Here is a 19,971-nt window from a genome sequence, read left to right as displayed (position 1 = left end):
TTACCAGCCACACACCTCGTGCTCATTTTCCGTATCGTAAGCGCGGACGGTATTCACCAGATCTTTCACCACATCTGCGGCGACGTCGGGGATGAGCAACTCCATCGGGGCCTCTGTTTCATAATCAACCGAGACGCCGTTACTGTTGTTGGTCACGGTCACTGTGTACGTTGCCTTACCCACGCGGTTACTCCTTATGTGTATTGACCACTTTGCCGATACCCGCGCCCTGAAGCGTAACGTCAGGATCGGCAAAAAAGTCGATGTTGAAATAGGTATCGTCAGTCAATAGCTCAATGCGGTGCCATTTTTCCGGCGGTGAGATGCCAAACGATCCGGCTTCTATCACCAACTCTAGATCCGGTTCTGTCGCATCAGCGTTTGGGAAGCCAAAATAGCGCACCGCCCCCTGCATCACGGACAAACGGCCATATACGCTGGCTTTCGTGTTGTGGTGGGTGAAGAGGGCTTTTGGAGCGGTATCTTTGTTCCAGAAAGGCGTGGAGCGAGTATGAACAAAATTCTCAGGGATACGTAGCATATGGGTTACCTCGTAAATAAAAGCCGCTTAAAGCGACTTCAACACCTCTGGTTCGACGAAAAATTCAATATTGAACAGCGTGTCGTCGCTCATCACCTCGATGTGATGCCATTTCTCAGGGGGAAAAACACCGAAGTGGCCAGCCTTGATAAGCAAGGTACTGTCAGGCTCAGGGGCCTGTTCATCAGCATACCCCAGGTAGAGGACGGCACCCTGCATAACGGACAGGCGAGGATAAACGCCCGGACGGGTGCCCGTATCGAGATGACGCTGAAAGATGCCAGCGGGTGCGGTTTGTTTATTCCAGAAAGGGGTGGAGCGGGTATGAATACAACTCTGCGGAATGCGTAGCATATTACCTCCCATCAATGTTTTCCCTTATTAGACGCCTTTCCTGAACAGAGAATTTATCAAAAAGTGCATTTAGCATGCATGTTATCAATAAAGATAATGGTGGGCGCTCCCTGTTTGTTATACGAAATACTCAGTTGTTATTAGCCTTAATATTTAAGTGGTTATTATGTAATGAAAAAACTTGATCTGTATCAACATATGACGCATATTGCGTGCGGTTATTTTTTCGGCTCTGGTATACAGAATGACGTTGTATCAAAAGATGTTGGTTTTTTACGCAATCATGGCTTCCATCTGCGCATTAATTACCTGGTTCCTCTCCAAAGACCGCAAACGTATCCGCCTGCTCAGTGCTTTTCTGGTGGGTTCAACGTGGCCAATGAGCTTTCCCGTTGCGCTGCTGATCTCGCTTTTCTGAAGCACGCTTCCATTTTTAAAAGTTGAATATGGCATTCCAGATACGATAACTGTATAAATACACAGTGCATCGTAAAAGGAGTGCTTATGAACAGTTTTTACTCGCAGCAGGCCGGTTGCACCGTGCGCTGGCATGACTTGCCCGGCACCGGCGATCCCGTGGTGTTCATTCACGGCCTGGGCTGCGCCTCTTCCTATGAATATCCCCGTGTCGTTCTTGACCCGCTGTTTGGCGCGCGTAGAGCAATTCTCATCGATTTGCCCGGCAGCGGCTACAGCGATAAGCCTGAGCACTACAGCTATAAGACTACCGACCAGGCACACGTTGTGGCGGAACTGATTGATCATCTTAAACTGGATGCCTTCTGGTTATACGGACACAGCATGGGCGGCAGCATTGCTATCGAAACGGCGGGGCTGCTGGCGGGCCGAGTGAAGGGACTGATGGTCTCAGAACCCAATTTTCATGCGGGTGGGGGGATGTTCAGCCGGTCAATTGCAGCACAAACCGAGCAACAGTTTCTGACGCAGGGCTATGACGCCATGCTGAGCGCGGAAACGACGGCGTGGGCGGGTTGCCTGAAAAGCAATGCCCCTTATGCCGTCTGGCGGGGCGCGTCGAGCCTCGTGCACGGTGTTGAACCTGACTGGGCAACACAATTCCTGTCGCTTGCCTGTCCGGTTACGTTGATCTTCGGCGAGCTGTCTCTGCCTGATGATGATTTTAATGCGCTCTCACAGAAAGGCGTCGAGGTGAAAATCATCCCTGCTGCGGGGCATTCCATGTCCTGGGAGAACCCGTCCGCACTGGCGCAGGCGTTAGCCGGGTGTATGACGGAGTGATGAGCGCAAAAGTTTCGCCCGGCGGCGCTACGCTTGCACGGGCCTACAACGGTGAATAATGTAGGCCGGGTAAGCGCAGCGCCACCCGGCAAGAAAGGCGGCTACATTGTTAATCAGCGTTCAGCGCAATAATGCGTGTAAGGCCTGACGCGCGCCAGGTTGAACATCATGCGGGTGCTGATAGCTGATGTTTTCAATCGCGCGGCTATAAAGCGCAACCAGCCAGTCGTACACATATGCCGTTGCGGCATGGACGGGTTGCTCGCCCAGACGCGCGAGACGTGGGGTGGCACTGCTCGGGACGGGCGTAACAAAGATTGCCTGGCCTTTACGGATGCGGCTTGCAGGACGCTCGGAAACCGGCATGCTGTCGTAGCCCAGCCAGCCAATGAAATTGCCCATCACCGCATGCAGTTGCGCAGCGCTGCTTTTATCCGTCTCAACGATCCGCTGCAGCTTCTGAGGTAAATCCAGGCGGTAACTGGCGACGACGAGCACATCGGCAACCTGCTGTAAAACCGCCGATTCAAGGCCTAACCGGGCGGCGGCGGCATCGTTGCGGCTCCATTGACGCAGATGGCTAATCCACACCTTGTGCGCGAGGCGTGCTTTATCTTTGGTCTGAACGGTGCCAGTGCTTTCCTGCGTATTTTCCGCGAACAGGTCAATAACGTCGGTGAACAACCCATTGACCTGCTCCTCGCGCGGCTGCTGAACTGCAAGCAGTGTTTCAAAGGCTTTGAGCGGTGGTAAGAGTCCTTCAAGCAGTTCACCGTGGCGTGCGGCGCTACTTTGCAGCATTCTCACCATATTTTCGGCCTGAGAACGTCTTCCGCCTGTATCCTGAGTGAGGGGCGCAAGGTAAGGGTGCATGAGCGCCGCCAGATCCTGCTGTAAAAGTGTTTTTAGCTTATGGAGCCGCTTGTGACGCTGAGACGGCAGCGTGGCCTGAGAAAGCCACTCAATCATGCGCTGCATGCTGTGGCTGTCCAGCGCCTGTAGCGTACCCCAGCGCATTCCCGGCTGGCCGAGCAGGTGCTGGACGGCTTCATCCAGATTCTGTTTCGTTGTAAAACGCGCGTCGTGCGGCGTAATTGCCCACACGAGACCCGGGAGAGCGGCTTCTTCCGCTGGCTGCGTCTCTTTGACCCAGTTCTGAAGGGTTCGCGCGGTTTTGGCCGTCTGCTGATGATGCGCGGTGGCGTTACAAATGACCAGTACATCGGGCTGAAGCTGCTGACGATAATGTTCCAGCAGCCACAGGCATTTGGCCTGCGTCATCAACGGAGCTCCGTCGTCAGACAGCGCAGGAATATCAATAATATCAACATTATCAATTACGCATCCCTCTACCGGCAGCACCAGCTCACGGGTAAGGAAGGCGAGGATATCAACGGGAATGCTGATGGCATTTAGCACGTCACCCTCGCTGATCGGGTGCAGCAGCGCTTCCTGCGCCTCCGGTGCGGTCAACGCCCCGTAAGTCAGGAAACCTTCACTCGGCAGACCAAAATTATCCACCAGCAGGCTAAGGGGGGCCGCAAGCAGCGTGGCATGGCTGGTTTGATGCAGAATGTGGGCGAGCTTAAGCCACTGTTGGGTTAACTCCTGTTGCTCTCCCCACAGCAGTGACCAGACGCTGGCGCGCGTGCTGAGATCGAGCGACGGGATCAGCTGCGCGAACTGGTGCCACAGGGCATCGTCCATCTGCTGTTTCCCACCGGGAACGGTGCTCTGCCAGAAACGGGCGATTGCACCCACCTCCTGCGCGGTGATCCCCGGAACGCCCTGCGGTTGACGCAAGGCGCGCCACTTCTCCAGCCTCGTTTCAATCACGGATTTATCCACCGGGCGGATCTGCGGGTGCAGGGTGGTGCGAGCAATAAACAGCTGGACCAGTTCGGCTTCGGTCACCAGTCGCAGACGCAGCGGAAACGCCTCATCGGCACTATCCCGCTGTTCGCGAGTGAAGCGAATGGCCATATTCGTTGCCGCATGGCCGGGATTGATATGTGAAAAATAGTCGAACGTGCGCTGGCCGGGTGAAACGTTCAGCCGACCGTTACCGCTGCCGCACAGTGACGTGAGTAAATGCGATTTCGCCGCCTGTGAATGGCCGTACAGCCCAATGCTGCTCTGGCTCAGGAGGGCACGATCAATGGCCTGCTCACGCGCCTGGGCGGACGTGACCCGTGACAGCAGGGCATCAGCATCGTTATCCAGCATGGGAGCGTGCAGGCGCGTGTCGTTAATCCACCCGATTAAGGCCTGAGTGGTGGCAGTCGTCGCAGTCATTTCAGGTATACGCTCCCGCTGTCAATCCAGTAGTGGCTGCCGCTATGTCGGCGATCGGCCAGGGTATTCAGTTTAAAGGTCAGTGCATCCGGGGGAACCGGCGTGCCGTCCTGCAGCCAGGCGTCGCTGAGCTCGAAGGACTCAGGCCCTTCGTGCTTGCTGCCGCCACGCAGCTTCAGGCGCACGTTCAGCACGCCGTCACCCGCAATGGTTTTTGCCAGTTCGGCAGAGTTAATGCTCAGGGTATACAGCGGCGTCGCTGGCCAGCGGGCGTTTGCAAGCTGGCGGAAGCCGAGCGTGACGTTCCCGCGCAGCGGGAAATGGAGCCGGGCATCCAGCTTCGCGCCCGGCTTATCGAGATCGATATCCTGGTACCAGACGTTCTCTTCACGCAGGGTATTGATGGTGTTATCCAGCACGCCCAGGTAGCGAACTGTCGAGTATGCGCCAATGTCGGCTGCCTTAAAGTTAAAGCGCGGCAGGCGCAGATCCAGCGCCAGGCTGCACAGCATGGCGCCGACGGCGGCTGTAGATTTCGGATTGCCGATACGCCCCTGCTGGCTGAACGGATACCATTCATGCACCTGATACTTATCCAGCCAGACGATGCGGTTGACCGGCACCGGCTGCAGGTGGCGAATGAGCGCCTGAACACCCGGAAGGCAGCCCGGGCGGCCCGTGATCAGCAAAATATCGCAGCTGTAATGGGAAATGGCCTCGCACACCGCATGAAGGGGGGACGCCAGCGTGAACTGTCCGGCCAGCATTGCATCCTGCATCTCGCGGAAATTAACGTGCAGCGGAACGGCAAAGAGATCGAACGCTTCTGACCCCGTGGGCAGCGCATGGTCGATTGCCTGCTGTAGATAGTTCAGGACGTTGCGCGTCGGTTTTTGCACAAGGAGATCGCCAAAGGTGGCATGCAGCCCGGCCAGCGGATCGTCAATATCGCTGGATTCCCACGCGGCGAGGATTGCATGACCAACCGGCATAAACAGCTGAAGCGCCGTTTGCTGGCGCAGCACGGCCTGCGTGTCAATGCGTCCGGAATCGCCAAACAGCGACGCCATGAGCAGGGAAGCGTCCGCAATCCCGGATTTCTGCAGCTGGGTTTGCAGCGCAGGCAGCACATAGCGCTGGATCACGTCCAGCAGCGTGTCGTCTCCCGCTACCTTAAACCCTTCGCGGAACAGCAGCTGCGGGGTAATTTTGACGTTGTTACCGGAACCGTCGTCTAGCTGATAGTGTGTAATCGCCATATCGGTCGTACCGCCGCCAATATCAATGGAGGCCACGCGCAGCGAACGCCCGGGTTGAACGCCCGGTTCAGGCTCACGATCCGGACGGGCGAGGGAGGCGAAGAACGCTTCCGTCTGGCCGCCGAAATGGGAGATGGCTTCGTTATATAGCCAGACCAGCTGGCCGCAGCTGGCTTCGTCCCATTCCATCTGAATTTCAGGTACCGGCACCACGCTTTTTTCCTGCTGTTTGCGGCTGGCAAAATCTTCATCCTGCGGGTGCCAGCCCATCGCTTTCCAGACGATAGCAATGGCTTCAAACATGCGACGACGGAAAATCTCACGCTCCTGTTTCGGCATGGCCGAGGGCAGGGTAAGAATGAGCGTGCGTAGCTGACGCGGCGACGCCGGGAAGCCCAGGCGCAAGCGCGTGGCAACGCTGTTGATCTGCCCCAGCGCCTGTGCCAGCAGTTCACAGAGCATATGGGTCATTAACGTGCTGCGGCTATACTGCGGCGAAAATACCGGCAGGCGTTCATCCTGAGGCAGGGTGAAGAGCGGCTCACCGTCATCGTTCATCAGGTTCATCAGCGGGAACGCGGTCGCGAGCGGTTCACGCTGGGTTTTGCTGTTCATCTGGCTGAAGCGCCAGTCCTGAACCACCGGGGTTTCGTCCCACAGGTAGCGACGCGGGCTGGAGATGCCGCTGTTGCCTTCGGTGCCCAGGCGCTGCATCGCCAGTTTGCGCGCTTCGTCTCCCACGCGCACGATTGACGGCCAGACGAAGGCATCTTCACGGCCGCTTTCCACGGAAAAGTGCTGCTTGCCGAAACGCGCTTCGGAGAACTCCAGGCGGCTGGTGAAGAGCGGCTCATTCAGGAACTGCGGCTCGCTTAGCGAGCGAACCTGCAGCTCGGCGGTCTGGCGCAGCCCATCGTTCGCATCACCATGATCTTCAATAATGACGCCGCAGGTGTGGGTGTTGCCCACGTCGAGGATCAGGTCGACCGGAATGGCAGGGGTGCTGAGCGTGTGGGTGACAAATTTCACTTCAGGCACGGTCAACTGCTCGCCGAGCATCGACAGGAGATTGAGCCAGTGCGCCTGATATTCAAAGCTGCGCATTGCCTGGTGCAGCTCGCGTTCAGAGCGTTTTTCAACACCGTCCGCAAACTGGGTAAAGGCTTCGCGCAGCCAGCCGTCAATCCAGGTCTGATCGAGGAAGTTTTCCACTTCCTCATCGCGCCAGGCGAGGGCGAAACGGGTGCCGTTCAGAATGTCGTTTTCGACAGGAGACAGCGCGGAAGTGGCGTGTTCTGCAATCTGACTGTCGAGCGCGAGGGTTACGCGATGCGTATTGCCTGCCGCATCCGGGGTATCCAGTTTACGCACCTGCACGCGAGCCCAGTTGTCCGGGCCATCAACGAAGGTGCGCGGGGGATTAAAGCGCAGGAACGGCAGCGGGAGCCAGACGCCGTCCAGTACCGTCAGAGACTGATGCAGTGGAATGGTGCTTTCCGGCTTCACCACCTCCGGCTGGCTGCCGCCGCTCGCCGGGAGCGTATAACGGCCGTTCACCAGGTCGAAATCAAGACGCAGCAGCGGGCCATTTGCCGTTTTACGCACGAAACGGCCATTGCTGGCGGTATCCTGCGGGGTCAGGCCAAAATCAAGGAACTGTACGCCGCTGTTAGCAATGAGCGTGACGCTCTGTTTATAGTCGCAAAGAGTTACCAGCATAGGATCACGAACCTGCTTTCTTGAACGTCAGTGGAACGACGGTGTTGGCATCATAACGTGCGCTACATTCCGCCACATCGCTGGTACCTGCTTTGCAGGCGACTTCAGGCATGGGATAGCGTGAACCGTCCGTGCAGCGGGCGTTGCCGCGCGTTTTAATCAGCAACTCACCGTTGCTGTGCAGCCCGGAAAACACCTCGACGCGGCAAACGATGTTGTCACCGTGAACCACGCGCGCAGTGCCTTTATTATTCTGTATTTGGTAGCGCAGTGACGGCGGCTTGCCGGTGACCAGATCTTTCACGTCGAGAAGGGCGCGCCAGGTCCCGTTCAGGAACCGTGTCGAGCCCGCTTTAACCTGATTTGCCTCCATCACCATGGCATCTTTCGGGATCGCGGCAATCACGACAGGCTCTGGTTTTGCGACAGGCGCTTGTACCTTCGGCTCCAGCACTTCGGCCTGGTGCAGAGGAAGGTTCATGGCAAGCTGTTCCACCGGTTTAATGGGTTTTGGCGCAATGGCAACAGGTGCTGCCGGAACGGCGACAGGTTCAGCAGAGGGGGCCTGTTTTGGCCAGAGTAATGGGGTCGCTATTGCCGCAACAATTACCGCTGCGACGGGCAATGACCACAGGGGGACGCGGCGCTTTTTCGGCACAATCTCGGGGACCGGTTCTTGTGTTACAGGTGGCACAATTACGCGAGGCGGTTCTGGCTCGTACAGGTCGTCCTCGGTGATGCGCACGTTGGTCGCGGGCGTAACGAGCGGCTCATCGGCTTGTTCAAAGGTAATCACCGGCGTGGGCTCGGGCTCCGGCTCGGGATCGTCAATGACAACGGGCGCAGGTTCCGGGATCAGCGATTCCCTCAGGCAATCAAGCACATCGTCACGGGCGTTCTCGTTAAGGTTCACAAAGCCCCAAAAGCAGAGCACCGGTTTACCATCGACCAGATAGAGGAAGTTTTCGCCGGGGAACTGGAAGGTTTTAGACAGCAGGGAACCAAACAGCTGTTGCGCGGTTTTCGGTGATTGCAGACACTTTTTACTCAACGATTCCACGCTGGCCAGAGTGTTCTCCAGGTAGCGCAGGGCGCGGTATCGTTCATCCTCCTCTGCGGCTTTCCAACTGGATACCGTTCCGTCAACGGGGGAATACCAGTCAACGCGATCGCCGCCATCGTTCACCTGAGGAATGGCCAGGCAGTCGACAATAGCCTGCTGTTTGCGCAGCCGAAGCGCTTCACGGATTTGCAACGCTGATTCAAAAACGGCCTGTCCGCCGCCGCCAACGGCCTGAAAATCATCCAGATTACCGCTGCGTAAAAGTGTTTTTGCCACGATTTGGTCCCATAGACTTCTTCACACCGTTACTTTAACGAAACCGGGACGCAAACAAACGGCTGAGGAGACGCCAAAAGGGCCGATTTCTTACGGCATTGATCGCGACGGTTGTGCTTGACGAATAATGGCACTTAAGGCAAATCGCCTTTTTTTCCTGGCTGGAAAAGCAGCAATAAACTCTGCTTTAGAATAACCTGATAGTGTTTCGTTATTTGTCAGGTCAAAACAGCTGTGCTGTTATTACTGTTCACAATAATAAAACTGAAAGGGTTATAACCATGTCTACAGGGAAAACACTGCTTGCTCTCGCGTTGAGCACGCTTTTACCAGCAGGGGCCGCATGGGCGGCAAACACCGATACCCTTATTTACTGCTCCGAGGCTTCACCCGAGTCGTTTAACCCACAAATCGCCAGCTCGGGCCCGTCGTTTGTCGCCAGCTCTCAGGTTCTGTATAACCGCCTGATCAATTTTGACCCGGTGAAAAACACCCCGGTTCCGTCGCTGGCGGAGTCCTGGACCATTTCGCCGGACGGCAAAACCTACACCTTTACCCTGCGCAAAGGGGTGAAGTTTAACAGTAATAAATTCTTTAAGCCGACCCGTGATTTTAACGCGGATGACGTTATTTTCTCGGTCTTGCGTCAGAAAGACCCTAAGCACCCCTATCACAACGTGTCGCAGGGCAATTACGAATACTTCAACGACGTGGGGCTGGATAAGCTGATTCAGGACGTGAAAAAGGTCGATGATTACCACGTCCAGTTTACCCTAAGCGAACCGAACGCCGCGTTTCTGGCCGACTGGGGGATGGATTTTGCCTCTATCCTGTCCGCCGAATATGCCGATGCGATGCTGAAAAAGGGTACGCCTGAGAACGTCGATACGTGGCCAATCGGCACCGGCCCTTACGTGCTTCAGCAGTATAAGGTGGACTCGCTTATCCGCTACGTCGCAAACCCGAACTACTGGGACGGTGCGGTCCCGACCAAACACCTGATCTTCTCTATCACGCCAAACGTAGAAACCCGTCTGGCGAAACTGCAGACCAACGAATGCCAGATTATCCCTGCGCCGTCGCCGGTTCAGTTTGACGTCATCAAGAAAAACAAAGACCTGACGCTGCATTCGATCGACGCGCTTAACGTCGGCTATCTGGCATTCAACACCGAGAAAAAACCGTTCGATAACGTGCTGGTGCGCCAGGCGTTGAACTATGCGACCGACAAAAAAGCGATCGTGAACGCGGTGTTTATGGGCTCGGGTACGGTGGCAAAATCGCCGATCCCGCCAAATATGCTGGGCTTCAACAAAGATCTGAAGGATTACAGCTACGATCCTGAAAAAGCGAAAGCATTACTGAAACAGGCCGGACTGGAGAAGGGCGCAGAAGTGACCCTGTGGTCAATGCCGGTTCAGCGTCCTTATAACCCGAACTCGCGTCGTATCGCTGAGATGATTCAGGCCGACTGGGCGAAAGTGGGCGTGAAGGCGAAAATTGTCTCTTACGAGTGGGGCGAGTATCTCTCCGGCATGCGTAAAGGCGAGCACGACTCCGCGCTGTTTGGCTGGATGTCCGACAACGGCGACCCGGATAACTTCGCCGACGTCCTGCTGGGCTGTAACAGCATCAAAACCGGATCCAACGCCGCACGCTGGTGCAACAAGGATTATGACGCTCTGGTGAATAAAGCGAAGCTGACCAGCACCCCGGCCGAACGTGCGAAACTCTACGGCCAGGCGCAGGAGATTTTCTACCAGCAGGCACCGTGGATCGCCCTGGCGAACGGCAAAACCTTCTACGCGACCCGAAGCAACGTGACGGGTTACAGTGTGAGCCTGATGGGCAGCGACTTCTCAAAAGCGAAGCTGAATTGACAATGTTGCCCGGTGGCGCTGCGCTTACCGGGCCTACAGGTCTAAAGTAGGCCGGGTAAGGCGTAGCCGCCAACCGGCAATAATAAGGAGTGACAATGTCACATTTAAACGACGTAACAGCCCGTGTGGATGCCGCCATCAAAGAAAGCGTGATTACCCACATGAACGAACTGCTGATTGAACTCAGCGATGATGCAGAGCTGAGCCGCGAAGACCGCTATACCCAGCAGCAGCGCCTGCGCACCGCGATTTCACACCACGGTAAGCAGCACAAAGAAGAGATGGATGCGCGTGAGGAACAGCTAACTAAAGGCGGCACCATACTGTAACGTTCAAAACTGGCGTCGGGCCACCAGCCAGGCGCCCACCACCAGCATCACCGCGCCGCACACCGGGCCGATCAGCGCGCGCAGCGGAATGCCGTGGCTTCTCAACACGTCCAGTACCAGTCCGCCAATCAGCTGGCTTGCCACCAGCACCGCAATGGTGGTCGCCGCCCCCACATTCTGATACCCGCTAATGCTGGCAAAGACAAAAAACGAGCCCAGCAGGCCCGGGATCAACGTCCACCAGCGAATCGTTGACGTCAGTTCATGAAAGCCGGTGAACCCCTGCTTAATCAACAAAATGCTGACAAACAGCACAATGCCAACCAGCGAGTTCAACAGCATAGCGATGAGAATGGTGGAAGAGCTTTGGGTGATACGCACCATCAGTGTGTTTTGCACCACCAGCCCAATGCCCGCGGCAACCAGGAACGCCAGCGTGAGCGATTGATTCATGGGAGTGCATCCGGTTCGCTGCGCTCGTCAAGCTGCAGTTGCATGAAGGTTAAATCCAGCCAGCGGCCAAACTTGGTCCCCACCTGCGGCATCTGTCCCGTGGTGACAAACCCCAGCGTCTCATGAAGATGAATGGAGGTATGATTTTGCGCTTCAATCCCCGCCACCATGACGTGTTTGCCAATGTTTCGCGCTTCAATAATCAATGCCTTCATCAGCAACCGCCCGATGCCTTTACCCTGGTGGTCCGGATGTACGTAGACGGAGTGCTCAACGGTGTGGCGAAAACCGTCGAACGCCCGCCAGTCTCCGAAGGAGGCATATCCCGTTACCACGCCATCGTCTTCGCTGACCAGCACGGGATATCCCACCAGCGTGCGCGCTTCAAACCATGCGATTCGGTTATCGGTATCCACCGTTTTATCGTTCCAGATGGCGGCCGTATGCAGAACCGCGTGGTTGTATATTTCACCGATAGCGGCGCAATCTTCTTTACTTGCATGACGAACGATCATGGTTACCCCTCAGGCTGAGTTGTTCACTATAGTGGTACGATAATGTCACGATAGTATACAAGAGTGCCATCTTACGGCTACGGTATAAACCCTATTTTTTTGTTATAAAAACCGCCATTGAAATGCTGTTCATACACTATAGTATGACGTGATGAATACTATGACAGACAATATGAATCAACGGATCAGCGCGCGGATCCGTATCGAACGCGAGTCGCGAGGCTGGTCCCTGAGCGATCTGGCCGACCGGGCCGGCGTATCGCGCGCGATGATCCATAAGATAGAGCGTGGGGACAGTAGCCCCACGGCGACGCTGCTCGCCCGGTTATCGGGTGCTTTTGGCATCAGCATGTCCACGTTAATCGCGCGGGCTGAAATGCAGGAAGGCAAACTCCTGCGCCTGGCTAATCAACCGGTCTGGCGCGATCCGCAAACGCATTACGTGCGTCGTCATGTGTCGCCGCGTACCGATTTGCCCATCGATCTCGTGCAGGTGGAACTTCCCCCCGGCAGCGATGTGCCGATGCCCGCATCGTCTTACGCGCTGGCACGTCAGCTGATCTGGCTGCAGTCTGGCGAGCTGGTGTTTCAGGAAGGGGATACCCGGCATGAAATGAAGGCCGGAGATTGTCTCGAGCTGGGGCCGCCCAATGACTGTCGGTTTATTAATGAAACTGACGAAGCCTGCATTTATCTGGTTGTCCGCCTCAATCAGTCTGGCTCGTAATGTCAAAGCGTCATGCCAGATAAGGGACTAGTCTCTAGAGACATTTGCACGAGAAAGGAGTGATTTATGAGTCAATCTTCCACGCGAAACCGTCGTTGGCTTTTGGCTTCTCGCCCACACGGCGCGCCTGTGGCGAGTAACTTCCGTTTAGAAGAACAGCCGCTGCCCGCTCTGACAGAGGGACAGGTGCTATTACGCACGGTGTGGCTCTCGCTGGATCCGTATATGCGCGGCCGCATGAGCGATGCGCCTTCCTATTCTCCGCCCGTTGAGATTGGTGCGGTAATGGTGGGCGGTACAGTGAGCCGTGTTGAGCAGTCGAACCACCCGGATTTCAAACCGGGTGAATGGGTGCTGGGCTATAGCGGCTGGCAGGAGTATGAACTCTCGGACGGCAGCGGCCTGGTCAAGCTGGGGGAAAACCCTTCGCACCCTTCATGGGCGCTTGGCGTACTCGGGATGCCGGGCTTTACCGCCTATATGGGCCTGCTGGATATCGGTCAGCCAAAAGCCGGTGAAACGCTGGTGGTGGCTGCGGCGACCGGGCCGGTTGGTGCAACGGTCGGGCAAATTGGCAAGATTAAAGGCTGCCGGGTTATTGGTGTCGCGGGGGGTGCTGAAAAATGCCGTCATGCTGTCGAGGTACTGGGATTTGACCAGTGCCTGGATCACCATGCAGCGGATTTTGACGCGCAGCTGGCAACTGCCTGCCCGAAGGGAATTGATGTTTATTATGAAAACGTTGGCGGGAAAGTCTTTGATGCTGTACTGCCGCTACTGAATACCGCCGCGCGCGTGCCGGTATGTGGGCTGGTCAGTGGCTACAATGCAACCCGTCTGCCGGACGGCCCGGATCGTTTGCCGCTGTTGATGGCAACGCTACTGAAGAAACGCATTCGCATGCAGGGGTTCATCATCGGCCAGGACTACGGACACCGTATTAAAGAGTTCCAGGACGAGATGGGGCGTTGGGTACAGGAAGGTAAAATCCATTATCGCGAACAGGTGACTGAGGGTCTCGAAAACGCCCCCGAGGCGTTGATTGGGCTGCTTGAAGGCAAAAACTTCGGCAAAGTCGTGATTCGCGTCGCGGCGGACAATAAATAAACGACAATATGGCGGGTTTCCCGCCATATTTATTTGTGAAGATACGATATATTGTCTTTAATTATATCGGCACCGCGCCAGCGCCATCAGCATAGATGGCCAGAGCGCGATAAAAACAGAATGTAGGTATTTTTTTTTGCGTTTATACGCACTTCCCATCACCAGGCATGACGATACAGGATATATCAAACCAGCGTCGTTATAAAAAGCGACGCTTATAAATAGCGTTAAGTATTAGCTACAGGAATTGAACATGCTTGATTTGGATCATTTAGAAAAAGCGCACAGAGTCAGTCTAACCATGCAAGTTGAGATCAGTTTAAAAGGGGCGTTAATTACAGGCTCACTTAAACCTGGCGCTCGTCTGATTACGAAAGAGATTGCCGATAAATTAGGCACCAGTATCACCCCGGTTCGCGAGGCGCTTTTACGTCTGGTGTCGGCCGGGGCGCTGCACGCCACGCCTGCGCAGGCATTTCTGGTGCCTGAGGTAACGTTAGATCGCTATAACGAAATAAACGCCATCAGAAAACAGCTTGAGCCAATGGCGGTAGCGGCTGCCTGTCAGCACATGACGGAGAGCAAGCTGGAAACGCTGCACAAGCTGTCTGAGGCCTTTCATGACGCCATGTCCAACGGCAATGTACAGCAGGCGTTGTACGCAAACCGTGTGTTCCGCTTTACGCTGTATCAGTACGCGGAGATGCCGACGCTCAGCGCGCTCATCGAGCAGCTGTGGGTGCGTATTGGTCCCTGTATTAACTATCTCCACCGTGAGCTGAATGATATCAGGGCTTCAACCTATCATTACGCAGATTTACTTTCTGCCCTGGAAAGAAGGGATGTTGAAGGGAGTAAGAAAGCAATAGATAAGCTGATTGATGAAGCAAACGTTCTGCTACAGCGACAATATTTCAACTGAGAGATTATTTAAGCGCGCGACTATTTACCGCATCCATTTATTCTTTTGATGAATAACTCCTGCTGGCATTTAGCCAACAGGAGTTAAAATATAAAAAGAGAAGAAGGGTGTCGCGTATCCTTACTCGAAGCGATAAGAGACCGACAGTCCTACGCCGTAGTTGCGGCCCGGAGCAGGTTCGTAATAACGCCCGTTGGACTCGTTGACAATCACTGAGCCCGCGTACTCTTTATCGAACAGGTTATCGACGCGGCCAAAGAGATCCATTCCCCAGTTACCGTAGTTGAATTTATACCCGGTATTGAGTCCGACAAGCGTATAAGACGGCGCTTTGGCCGTGTTTTCGTCGTCGGCCATAATGTCGCTCATGTAGCGCACGTCTGTCCCTGCGTACCAGCCTTCTTCCGGCTGCCAGCCAAACGATGCGAAGCCCATATTACGGGCGATACCCGGCATACGGTTGCCGTTGCAGCTATCATCACCGCATACGTTGGTACGGTAGGTGGCATCAAGGTATGTCCACGCCATTTTCAGCTTCCAGTTTTCCGCAAACTGCTGGTCGAGGGAAACTTCCACCCCCTGACGACGGGTTTTACCGGCATTTTTATAGCTGGTTCGGCCTCCAGAGCTGGAATCCACCACAATCTCGTCATCCGTATCGGTGCGGAACAGCGCTGCCGTCAGCAGGCCATTGCCGATACGGGTTTTGCTGCCCACTTCATAGGTATTGTTGGTGGACGGCTTCAGGCCAATGTTCAGCCCACCCTGGTTATCAGGACGATAGGAGAGTTCATTGATGGTCGGGGTTTCAAATCCACGTCCTGCCGCGGCATAGAGATTCCACGCGTCGGTCACGGCGTATTTCACCGAGCCCGCCGGGAGCCATTTATGGTAGCTCGCCTCGCCGCTGTCATCGCCGTTGGCGGACGTAACGTAGTGGTCGTTGGAATCAAACCAGACGGAGCTGTAACGCACACCCGCATCGACAGAGAGTTTTTGCGTTAACTGCCAGCTGGTTTGCAGGTAAGGGTCAAGGTTCCACATCAGGTTACGTTCGTCACGACGCTTATCGCCTTTTACACCGTAATCCGGCACGCCGTTGTTCATGACAAAGTTCTCGTACCCGCGACGATCTTCACTCAGATTTTCGTAGTTCAGCCCGGTGGTAAAGGTGACCGGAACCAGAAGCTCGCCCCGGTGCGTCCAGCGGGTATCGACGCCCTGATAGTGACGCTGCATATCAATCACGCCGCCGGAATGGGTTGGTCTTAACTGCGGTTGATACGGAATAGATTGATACTGCGTCATTTCACGCTCACCGGCGTACATCATCACGCTGAGATCGTCCTGCTCGCTCAGCTGACGGTCATAGCGCAGCCCGGCCTGGGTCTGCTTGATGGTTTTGCGGGTGTTGTACTGGTCGCCGCGCGGTGACTGACGCGGGTTGTCACGCCATTCCTGATAGTCAAGACCGCCCGGGTCGTTGGCTTTCATGTCCACGCTGTTGAAAATCAGCGTCAGCTTGCTTACGTCATCAATACGCACGCCCAGCTTCGCGTTGGCGAGATTCTTACGCGCGCCGCTGTGGTCGCGATAGCCATGGGTGGTGAAGCGGGTGGTCGAAACGGTGTAATCCACATCGCCCGCATGCGTACCGTCGCCCATCGCGCCGGTGGCTTTCATGCCGTAGCGCCAGGTGCCGTAACTGCCGTAATAGCTGCTGGCCTCAATGGTAGGCGGCTGCTGGCCGGTCTGCGTATTAATGTTAATGACGCCACCAGAGGCGTTGCCGTAAAGGGCGGAGAAGGGGCCGCGCAGCACTTCCACGCTCTCCACGCTGGTGAGATCGATGTTCGAGGTCTGGCCCTGTCCGTCCGGCATGGTGGCGGGAATACCGTCCACGTACATCCGAATACCGCGCACGCCGAAGGTAGAGCGGGCGCCAAAGCCACGCATTGAAATCTGCAGATCCTGCGCATAGTTCTGGCGATTCTGAATTTGCAGCCCCGGCACGCTGCCGAGAGATTCAGACAGGTTAATCCGTGGCGCTGCCTGACGCATATCGTCGCCGTTAACTACGCTGACCGCCGCGGGCGTATCCAGTTCAGAGACGGTCTGCGGCGTGGCGCTGACGATCATGGTCTGCTCGTCCGCGCCTATCGCCTCAAGGGGCGCCAGGATAACAGGAACCAGCAGCAGCGGGAGAGTTGCCTTACGGGCAGTAATGATTTTCATGAAGTAAACCAGTTAAGGAGAAGGAACGAACCAAATGGAACATGTGCATACATGTTAAATCTTTTGTAAATGTTTTGAAAACTATAACCGCACATTGCGTTAATGAAAGGAGAGAAGGGAAGAAAAACTCCACATTTTGATAATTAATGATTAGTATTCTCATTATCATAAAGGCGGCGCGATGACGCTGCCTGTTGGAAGCGATGTCAGCAGTACACTTATTTTTCAAAAAAGGAATTGTTATGTCTTTACGTCATCTGTGCTCGCCGCGCCTGCGCGGTTCTCTGCTGTTAGGCTCGTTATTGTTCGCCGGTACGTTCCAGGTTCATGCTGCAGAAGAGATGCTGCGTAAAGCGGTCGGCAAAGGGGCTTATGAGATGGCGTTGAGCCAGCAGGAGAACGCGCTGTGGGTGGCGACATCACAAAGCCGTAAGACCGATAAAGGCGGCGTCGTTTATCGCCTTGACCCGGTCACGCTGGACGTGACGCAAGCGATCCATAGCGATCTCAAACCGTTCGGGGCAACCTTCGATAACGCTACCCAGACGCTGTGGTTGGGTAACACCATCAACGGTGCGGTGACGGCCATTGATGCCAAAACGGGGGACGTGAAAGGGCGTCTGGTGCTCGACGATCGTAAACGCAGCGAGACGGTCAAACCGTTGCAGCCGCGCCAGCTGGTGGCGGATGACGCGAGCAACACCGTTTACATCACCGGGGTAGGTAAAGAGAGCGTGATTTGGGTCGTGGACGGCGCAACCCTGAAGCTGAAGGACACCATCGCCAACACCGGTACCTTCAGCACGGGTCTGGCGCTGGATGCGCAGGCGAAACGTCTCTACACCACGAATGCGGACGGCGAACTGTTGTCGATTGACACGGCCACCAACAAAATCATCAGCCGTAAAAAAGTGCAGGACGACGGTAAAGAACATTTCTACCTGAACCTGAGCCTGGACACCGCCGGTCAGCGTGCGTTCCTGACCGATTCAAAACAGCCTGAAGTGCTGGTGGTTAGCCTGAAAGACGGCAGCGTAATGGAGAAGATCGCCGCGCCTGAATCACTGGCCGTCCTGTTTAACCCAGCGCGCAATGAAGCCTACGTGACGCACCGCGAAGCGGGCAAGGTGAGCGTGATTGACGCGAAAACCTACAAGGTGACCAAAACGTTCGATACGCCGGTCTACCCGAACAGCCTGGCACTCTCTGCCGATGGTAAGACGCTATATGTGACGGTGAAACAGAAGTCGACCCGTCAGCAGGAAGCAACCCAGCCTGACGACGTGATTCGTATTGCGCTCTAGTATGGGATAGCCCGGTGGCGCTGCGCTTACCGGGCCTACAAAACCCTGAAATGTAGGCCGGGTAAGGCGAAGCCGCCACCCGGCTTTTTTATTAACGCGAGGTTTCTTCTACCAGCGGCGCGTCGTGGTGTTCATCGTCGTGATGAACCGGCGCGGTGCTGTGGATCTCGTGAACGCGCTTACGCACGCCGAACCAGCCAGCAATCAGCAGTACTGCCAGCAGCGGAATTGTCGCGATGGTGTAAGTACCGTTCGGGTAGTCAAACGCCATCAGCACCAGCACGCTGAACAGGAACAGCAGGGTGAGCCAGGAGGTCACCGGTGCGCCCGGCATCTTGAAGCTCACATCAGCCGCTTTGCCTTCTTTGATCGCTTTGCGCAGACGCATCTGGCAGACCACAATAAAGGCCCAGGAGGCGATAATCCCCAGTGCAGCGACGTTCAGCACGATCTCAAATACCCGGGACGGCACCAGATAGTTCAGGAACACGCCAAAGACGTAAACCACCAGCGTCGCCAGAATCCCCGCATAGGGAACCTGCTGCTTGCTCATCTTAGACATGAACTTCGGCGCGGAACCGCCCATCGACATGGAGCGCAGAATACGGCCAGTGGAATACAGGCCAGAGTTCAGGCTGGAGAGCGCCGCGGTCAGTACCACGATGTTCATGATGCTGCCCACATAAGGGACGCCCAGCTTAGAGAAGAAGGTTACGAACGGACTCTGACCGGCCTGATAAGCGTTCCACGGCAGCAGCAGAACCAGCAGCACCACGGAGCCGACGTAGAACAGGCCGATACGCCAGATCACGCTGTTGATGGCTTTTGGCACCATCGTCTGCGGATCTTTACATTCACCCGCCGCGGTACCGACGAGCTCAATGGAAGCAAAAGCAAACACCACGCCCTGAACCAGCACCAGCGCAGGCAGCAAGCCGTGCGGGAAGAAGCCGCCGTTATCGGTTATCAGGTGGAAGCCGGTGGCATTGCCGTCCAGCGGCTTACCGCTGCCGAGGAACACCGTACCGACTACCAGGAACACCACGATGGCCAGCACTTTTACCAGCGCAAACCAGAACTCCATCTCGGCGAACCACTTCACGCCGATCATGTTCATGGTGCCGACAATGGCCAGCGCGCCAAGCGCAAAGACCCACTGCGGAACATCGCCGAACGCGCCCCAGTAGTGCATGTACAGCGCAACGGCGGTAATGTCGACGATACCGGTCATCGCCCAGTTAACGAAGTACATCCAGCCTGCCACGTAGGCGGCTTTTTCACCGAGGAACTCGCGAGCGTAGGAGACAAAACTGCCGCTGGACGGGCGGTGCAGTACCAGTTCGCCCAGGGCACGAAGGATGAAGAAGGAGAAGATCCCGCACACCAGATAGACCAGTGCAAGTGCGGGGCCCGCCATTTGCAGACGTGCGCCAGCACCTAAAAACAGACCTGTACCGATAGCGCCGCCGATGGCGATCATTTGAACCTGACGGTTGCCCATCGCTTTGTGATAGCCCTCTTCATGGGAGTTCAACCAGCGACGTTTAGCAGCGTGATGATCGGCTGCGCTTTTATTGCTTGTTTTCATTGAGTTACCTGTTTGCCTGTCTGAACCATTATCGTGATAGTCCTGCCTGGCAGAACGCAATACAAACGATTGCTTCTGCGCAAACACATGCCGCCTTTCCAGTCATTCTGTGTATGGATAAGGCGAAACATGGCGAGGCATCCT

18 protein-coding genes are annotated in these 19,971 nt (G+C 55.7%); 8 read left to right on the top strand and 10 right to left on the bottom strand.

Annotated elements, in window-relative coordinates:
* The 3 genes from N2K86_RS11650 to N2K86_RS11640 are packed head-to-tail and all read right to left on the bottom strand — an operon-like array spanning window position 1 to window position 895.
* The gene (locus tag N2K86_RS11650) at window positions 1–183 is read right to left on the bottom strand and encodes a DUF1869 domain-containing protein (RefSeq protein WP_003856955.1); all 183 of its coding nucleotides are present in this window, start codon (window positions 181–183) and stop codon (window positions 1–3) included.
* Window positions 184–187: 4 nt separating this feature from the next.
* Window positions 188–541, bottom strand: coding sequence for a DUF1971 domain-containing protein (locus N2K86_RS11645; RefSeq protein ID WP_028013302.1), 354 nt, complete (start codon window positions 539–541; stop codon window positions 188–190).
* Between the two features lie 27 nt (window positions 542–568).
* A complete protein-coding gene (locus N2K86_RS11640) occupies window positions 569–895 on the bottom strand; it encodes a DUF1971 domain-containing protein (RefSeq protein WP_260658705.1) in 327 nt (108 codons plus the stop codon).
* A gap of 244 nt (window positions 896–1,139) precedes the next feature.
* Here N2K86_RS11640 and N2K86_RS11635 point away from each other — a divergent pair, with 244 nt between their 5' ends.
* A complete protein-coding gene (locus N2K86_RS11635) occupies window positions 1,140–1,313 on the top strand; it encodes a GhoT/OrtT family toxin (RefSeq protein ID WP_003856960.1) in 174 nt (57 codons plus the stop codon).
* 86 nt (window positions 1,314–1,399) lie between these two features.
* Window positions 1,400–2,155, top strand: a complete 756-nt coding sequence (locus tag N2K86_RS11630) for an alpha/beta fold hydrolase (RefSeq protein ID WP_260658704.1) — start codon at window positions 1,400–1,402, stop codon at window positions 2,153–2,155.
* Window positions 2,156–2,275: 120 nt separating this feature from the next.
* On the opposite strand, the gene N2K86_RS11625 is transcribed toward N2K86_RS11630, so the two are convergent.
* The 3 genes from N2K86_RS11625 to N2K86_RS11615 are packed head-to-tail and all read right to left on the bottom strand — an operon-like array spanning window position 2,276 to window position 8,767.
* Window positions 2,276–4,450, bottom strand: coding sequence for a virulence factor SrfC family protein (locus tag N2K86_RS11625; RefSeq protein ID WP_260658703.1), 2,175 nt, complete (start codon window positions 4,448–4,450; stop codon window positions 2,276–2,278).
* Window positions 4,447–7,428 carry a virulence factor SrfB gene (locus N2K86_RS11620; protein WP_260658702.1) on the bottom strand — a complete coding sequence of 994 codons (2,982 nt, stop codon included), beginning with the start codon at window positions 7,426–7,428 and terminating at the stop codon, window positions 4,447–4,449. The genes N2K86_RS11625 and N2K86_RS11620 overlap by 4 nt, the downstream gene beginning before the upstream one ends.
* 4 nt (window positions 7,429–7,432) lie before the next feature.
* Window positions 7,433–8,767 carry an SrfA family protein gene (locus tag N2K86_RS11615; RefSeq protein WP_260658701.1) on the bottom strand — a complete coding sequence of 445 codons (1,335 nt, stop codon included), beginning with the start codon at window positions 8,765–8,767 and terminating at the stop codon, window positions 7,433–7,435.
* A 281-nt stretch (window positions 8,768–9,048) separates the two neighbouring features.
* On the opposite strand from N2K86_RS11615, the gene N2K86_RS11610 reads away from it, so the two are divergent.
* Together N2K86_RS11610 and N2K86_RS11605 are read left to right on the top strand one after the other, a co-directional pair.
* Window positions 9,049–10,647 carry an ABC transporter substrate-binding protein gene (locus tag N2K86_RS11610; RefSeq protein ID WP_260658700.1) on the top strand — a complete coding sequence of 533 codons (1,599 nt, stop codon included), beginning with the start codon at window positions 9,049–9,051 and terminating at the stop codon, window positions 10,645–10,647.
* Window positions 10,648–10,742: 95 nt separating this feature from the next.
* Window positions 10,743–10,976, top strand: coding sequence for a YdcY family protein (locus tag N2K86_RS11605; RefSeq protein ID WP_010431507.1), 234 nt, complete (start codon window positions 10,743–10,745; stop codon window positions 10,974–10,976).
* A gap of 3 nt (window positions 10,977–10,979) precedes the next feature.
* On the opposite strand, the gene N2K86_RS11600 is transcribed toward N2K86_RS11605, so the two are convergent.
* Both N2K86_RS11600 and N2K86_RS11595 read right to left on the bottom strand, forming a co-directional pair.
* A complete protein-coding gene (locus tag N2K86_RS11600) occupies window positions 10,980–11,429 on the bottom strand; it encodes a DMT family transporter (RefSeq protein ID WP_260658699.1) in 450 nt (149 codons plus the stop codon).
* Window positions 11,426–11,944 carry a GNAT family N-acetyltransferase gene (locus N2K86_RS11595; protein ID WP_260658698.1) on the bottom strand — a complete coding sequence of 173 codons (519 nt, stop codon included), beginning with the start codon at window positions 11,942–11,944 and terminating at the stop codon, window positions 11,426–11,428. The genes N2K86_RS11600 and N2K86_RS11595 overlap by 4 nt, the downstream gene beginning before the upstream one ends.
* Before the next feature lie 151 nt (window positions 11,945–12,095).
* Between N2K86_RS11595 and N2K86_RS11590 the strand changes: the two genes are divergently transcribed.
* From N2K86_RS11590 to N2K86_RS11580, 3 genes are all read left to right on the top strand, one after another.
* Window positions 12,096–12,671, top strand: a complete 576-nt coding sequence (locus N2K86_RS11590) for a helix-turn-helix domain-containing protein (RefSeq protein WP_260658697.1) — start codon at window positions 12,096–12,098, stop codon at window positions 12,669–12,671.
* Between the two features lie 66 nt (window positions 12,672–12,737).
* Entirely contained in the window at window positions 12,738–13,778 is a 1,041-nt protein-coding gene (locus N2K86_RS11585; RefSeq protein ID WP_260658696.1) for an NADP-dependent oxidoreductase, read from the top strand.
* 253 nt (window positions 13,779–14,031) lie between these two features.
* On the top strand, window positions 14,032–14,700 hold the full coding sequence (locus tag N2K86_RS11580; RefSeq protein WP_260658695.1) for a GntR family transcriptional regulator: 669 nt from the start codon (window positions 14,032–14,034) through the stop codon (window positions 14,698–14,700).
* A gap of 120 nt (window positions 14,701–14,820) precedes the next feature.
* On the opposite strand, the gene pqqU is transcribed toward N2K86_RS11580, so the two are convergent.
* A complete protein-coding gene (gene pqqU / locus N2K86_RS11575; RefSeq protein WP_260658694.1) occupies window positions 14,821–16,935 on the bottom strand; it encodes a TonB-dependent receptor PqqU in 2,115 nt (704 codons plus the stop codon).
* Between the two features lie 242 nt (window positions 16,936–17,177).
* Between pqqU and yncE the strand changes: the two genes are divergently transcribed.
* Window positions 17,178–18,239 (top strand): 7-bladed beta-propeller protein YncE, encoded by a 1,062-nt coding sequence (gene yncE, locus N2K86_RS11570; protein WP_260658693.1) that lies wholly within the window; start codon window positions 17,178–17,180, stop codon window positions 18,237–18,239.
* A gap of 91 nt (window positions 18,240–18,330) precedes the next feature.
* Here the strand turns inward: yncE and ansP are convergent, their stop codons facing one another.
* Window positions 18,331–19,827 carry an L-asparagine permease gene (gene ansP, locus N2K86_RS11565; RefSeq protein WP_260658692.1) on the bottom strand — a complete coding sequence of 499 codons (1,497 nt, stop codon included), beginning with the start codon at window positions 19,825–19,827 and terminating at the stop codon, window positions 18,331–18,333.
* Window positions 19,828–19,971: the final 144 nt, after the last annotated feature.

Source organism: Enterobacter mori (genome assembly GCF_025244905.1).
GTDB classification, from domain to species: domain Bacteria; phylum Pseudomonadota; class Gammaproteobacteria; order Enterobacterales; family Enterobacteriaceae; genus Enterobacter; species Enterobacter mori_A.
This window is presented reverse-complemented; position numbering and strand designations above follow the sequence as displayed.

Coding starts and splice junctions, on each gene's coding strand:
- N2K86_RS11645 (WP_028013302.1), bottom strand. CDS start 541: ATGCTACGTATCCCTGAGAATTTTGTTCATACTCGCTCCACGCCTTTC.
- N2K86_RS11640 (WP_260658705.1), bottom strand. CDS start 895: ATGCTACGCATTCCGCAGAGTTGTATTCATACCCGCTCCACCCCTTTC.
- N2K86_RS11635 (WP_003856960.1), top strand. CDS start 1,140: ATGACGTTGTATCAAAAGATGTTGGTTTTTTACGCAATCATGGCTTCC.
- N2K86_RS11630 (WP_260658704.1), top strand. CDS start 1,400: ATGAACAGTTTTTACTCGCAGCAGGCCGGTTGCACCGTGCGCTGGCAT.
- N2K86_RS11625 (WP_260658703.1), bottom strand. CDS start 4,450: ATGACTGCGACGACTGCCACCACTCAGGCCTTAATCGGGTGGATTAAC.
- N2K86_RS11620 (WP_260658702.1), bottom strand. CDS start 7,428: ATGCTGGTAACTCTTTGCGACTATAAACAGAGCGTCACGCTCATTGCT.
- N2K86_RS11610 (WP_260658700.1), top strand. CDS start 9,049: ATGTCTACAGGGAAAACACTGCTTGCTCTCGCGTTGAGCACGCTTTTA.
- N2K86_RS11605 (WP_010431507.1), top strand. CDS start 10,743: ATGTCACATTTAAACGACGTAACAGCCCGTGTGGATGCCGCCATCAAA.
- N2K86_RS11600 (WP_260658699.1), bottom strand. CDS start 11,429: ATGAATCAATCGCTCACGCTGGCGTTCCTGGTTGCCGCGGGCATTGGG.
- N2K86_RS11595 (WP_260658698.1), bottom strand. CDS start 11,944: ATGATCGTTCGTCATGCAAGTAAAGAAGATTGCGCCGCTATCGGTGAA.
- N2K86_RS11590 (WP_260658697.1), top strand. CDS start 12,096: ATGAATACTATGACAGACAATATGAATCAACGGATCAGCGCGCGGATC.
- N2K86_RS11585 (WP_260658696.1), top strand. CDS start 12,738: ATGAGTCAATCTTCCACGCGAAACCGTCGTTGGCTTTTGGCTTCTCGC.
- N2K86_RS11580 (WP_260658695.1), top strand. CDS start 14,032: ATGCTTGATTTGGATCATTTAGAAAAAGCGCACAGAGTCAGTCTAACC.
- pqqU (WP_260658694.1), bottom strand. CDS start 16,935: ATGAAAATCATTACTGCCCGTAAGGCAACTCTCCCGCTGCTGCTGGTT.
- yncE (WP_260658693.1), top strand. CDS start 17,178: ATGTCTTTACGTCATCTGTGCTCGCCGCGCCTGCGCGGTTCTCTGCTG.
- ansP (WP_260658692.1), bottom strand. CDS start 19,827: ATGAAAACAAGCAATAAAAGCGCAGCCGATCATCACGCTGCTAAACGT.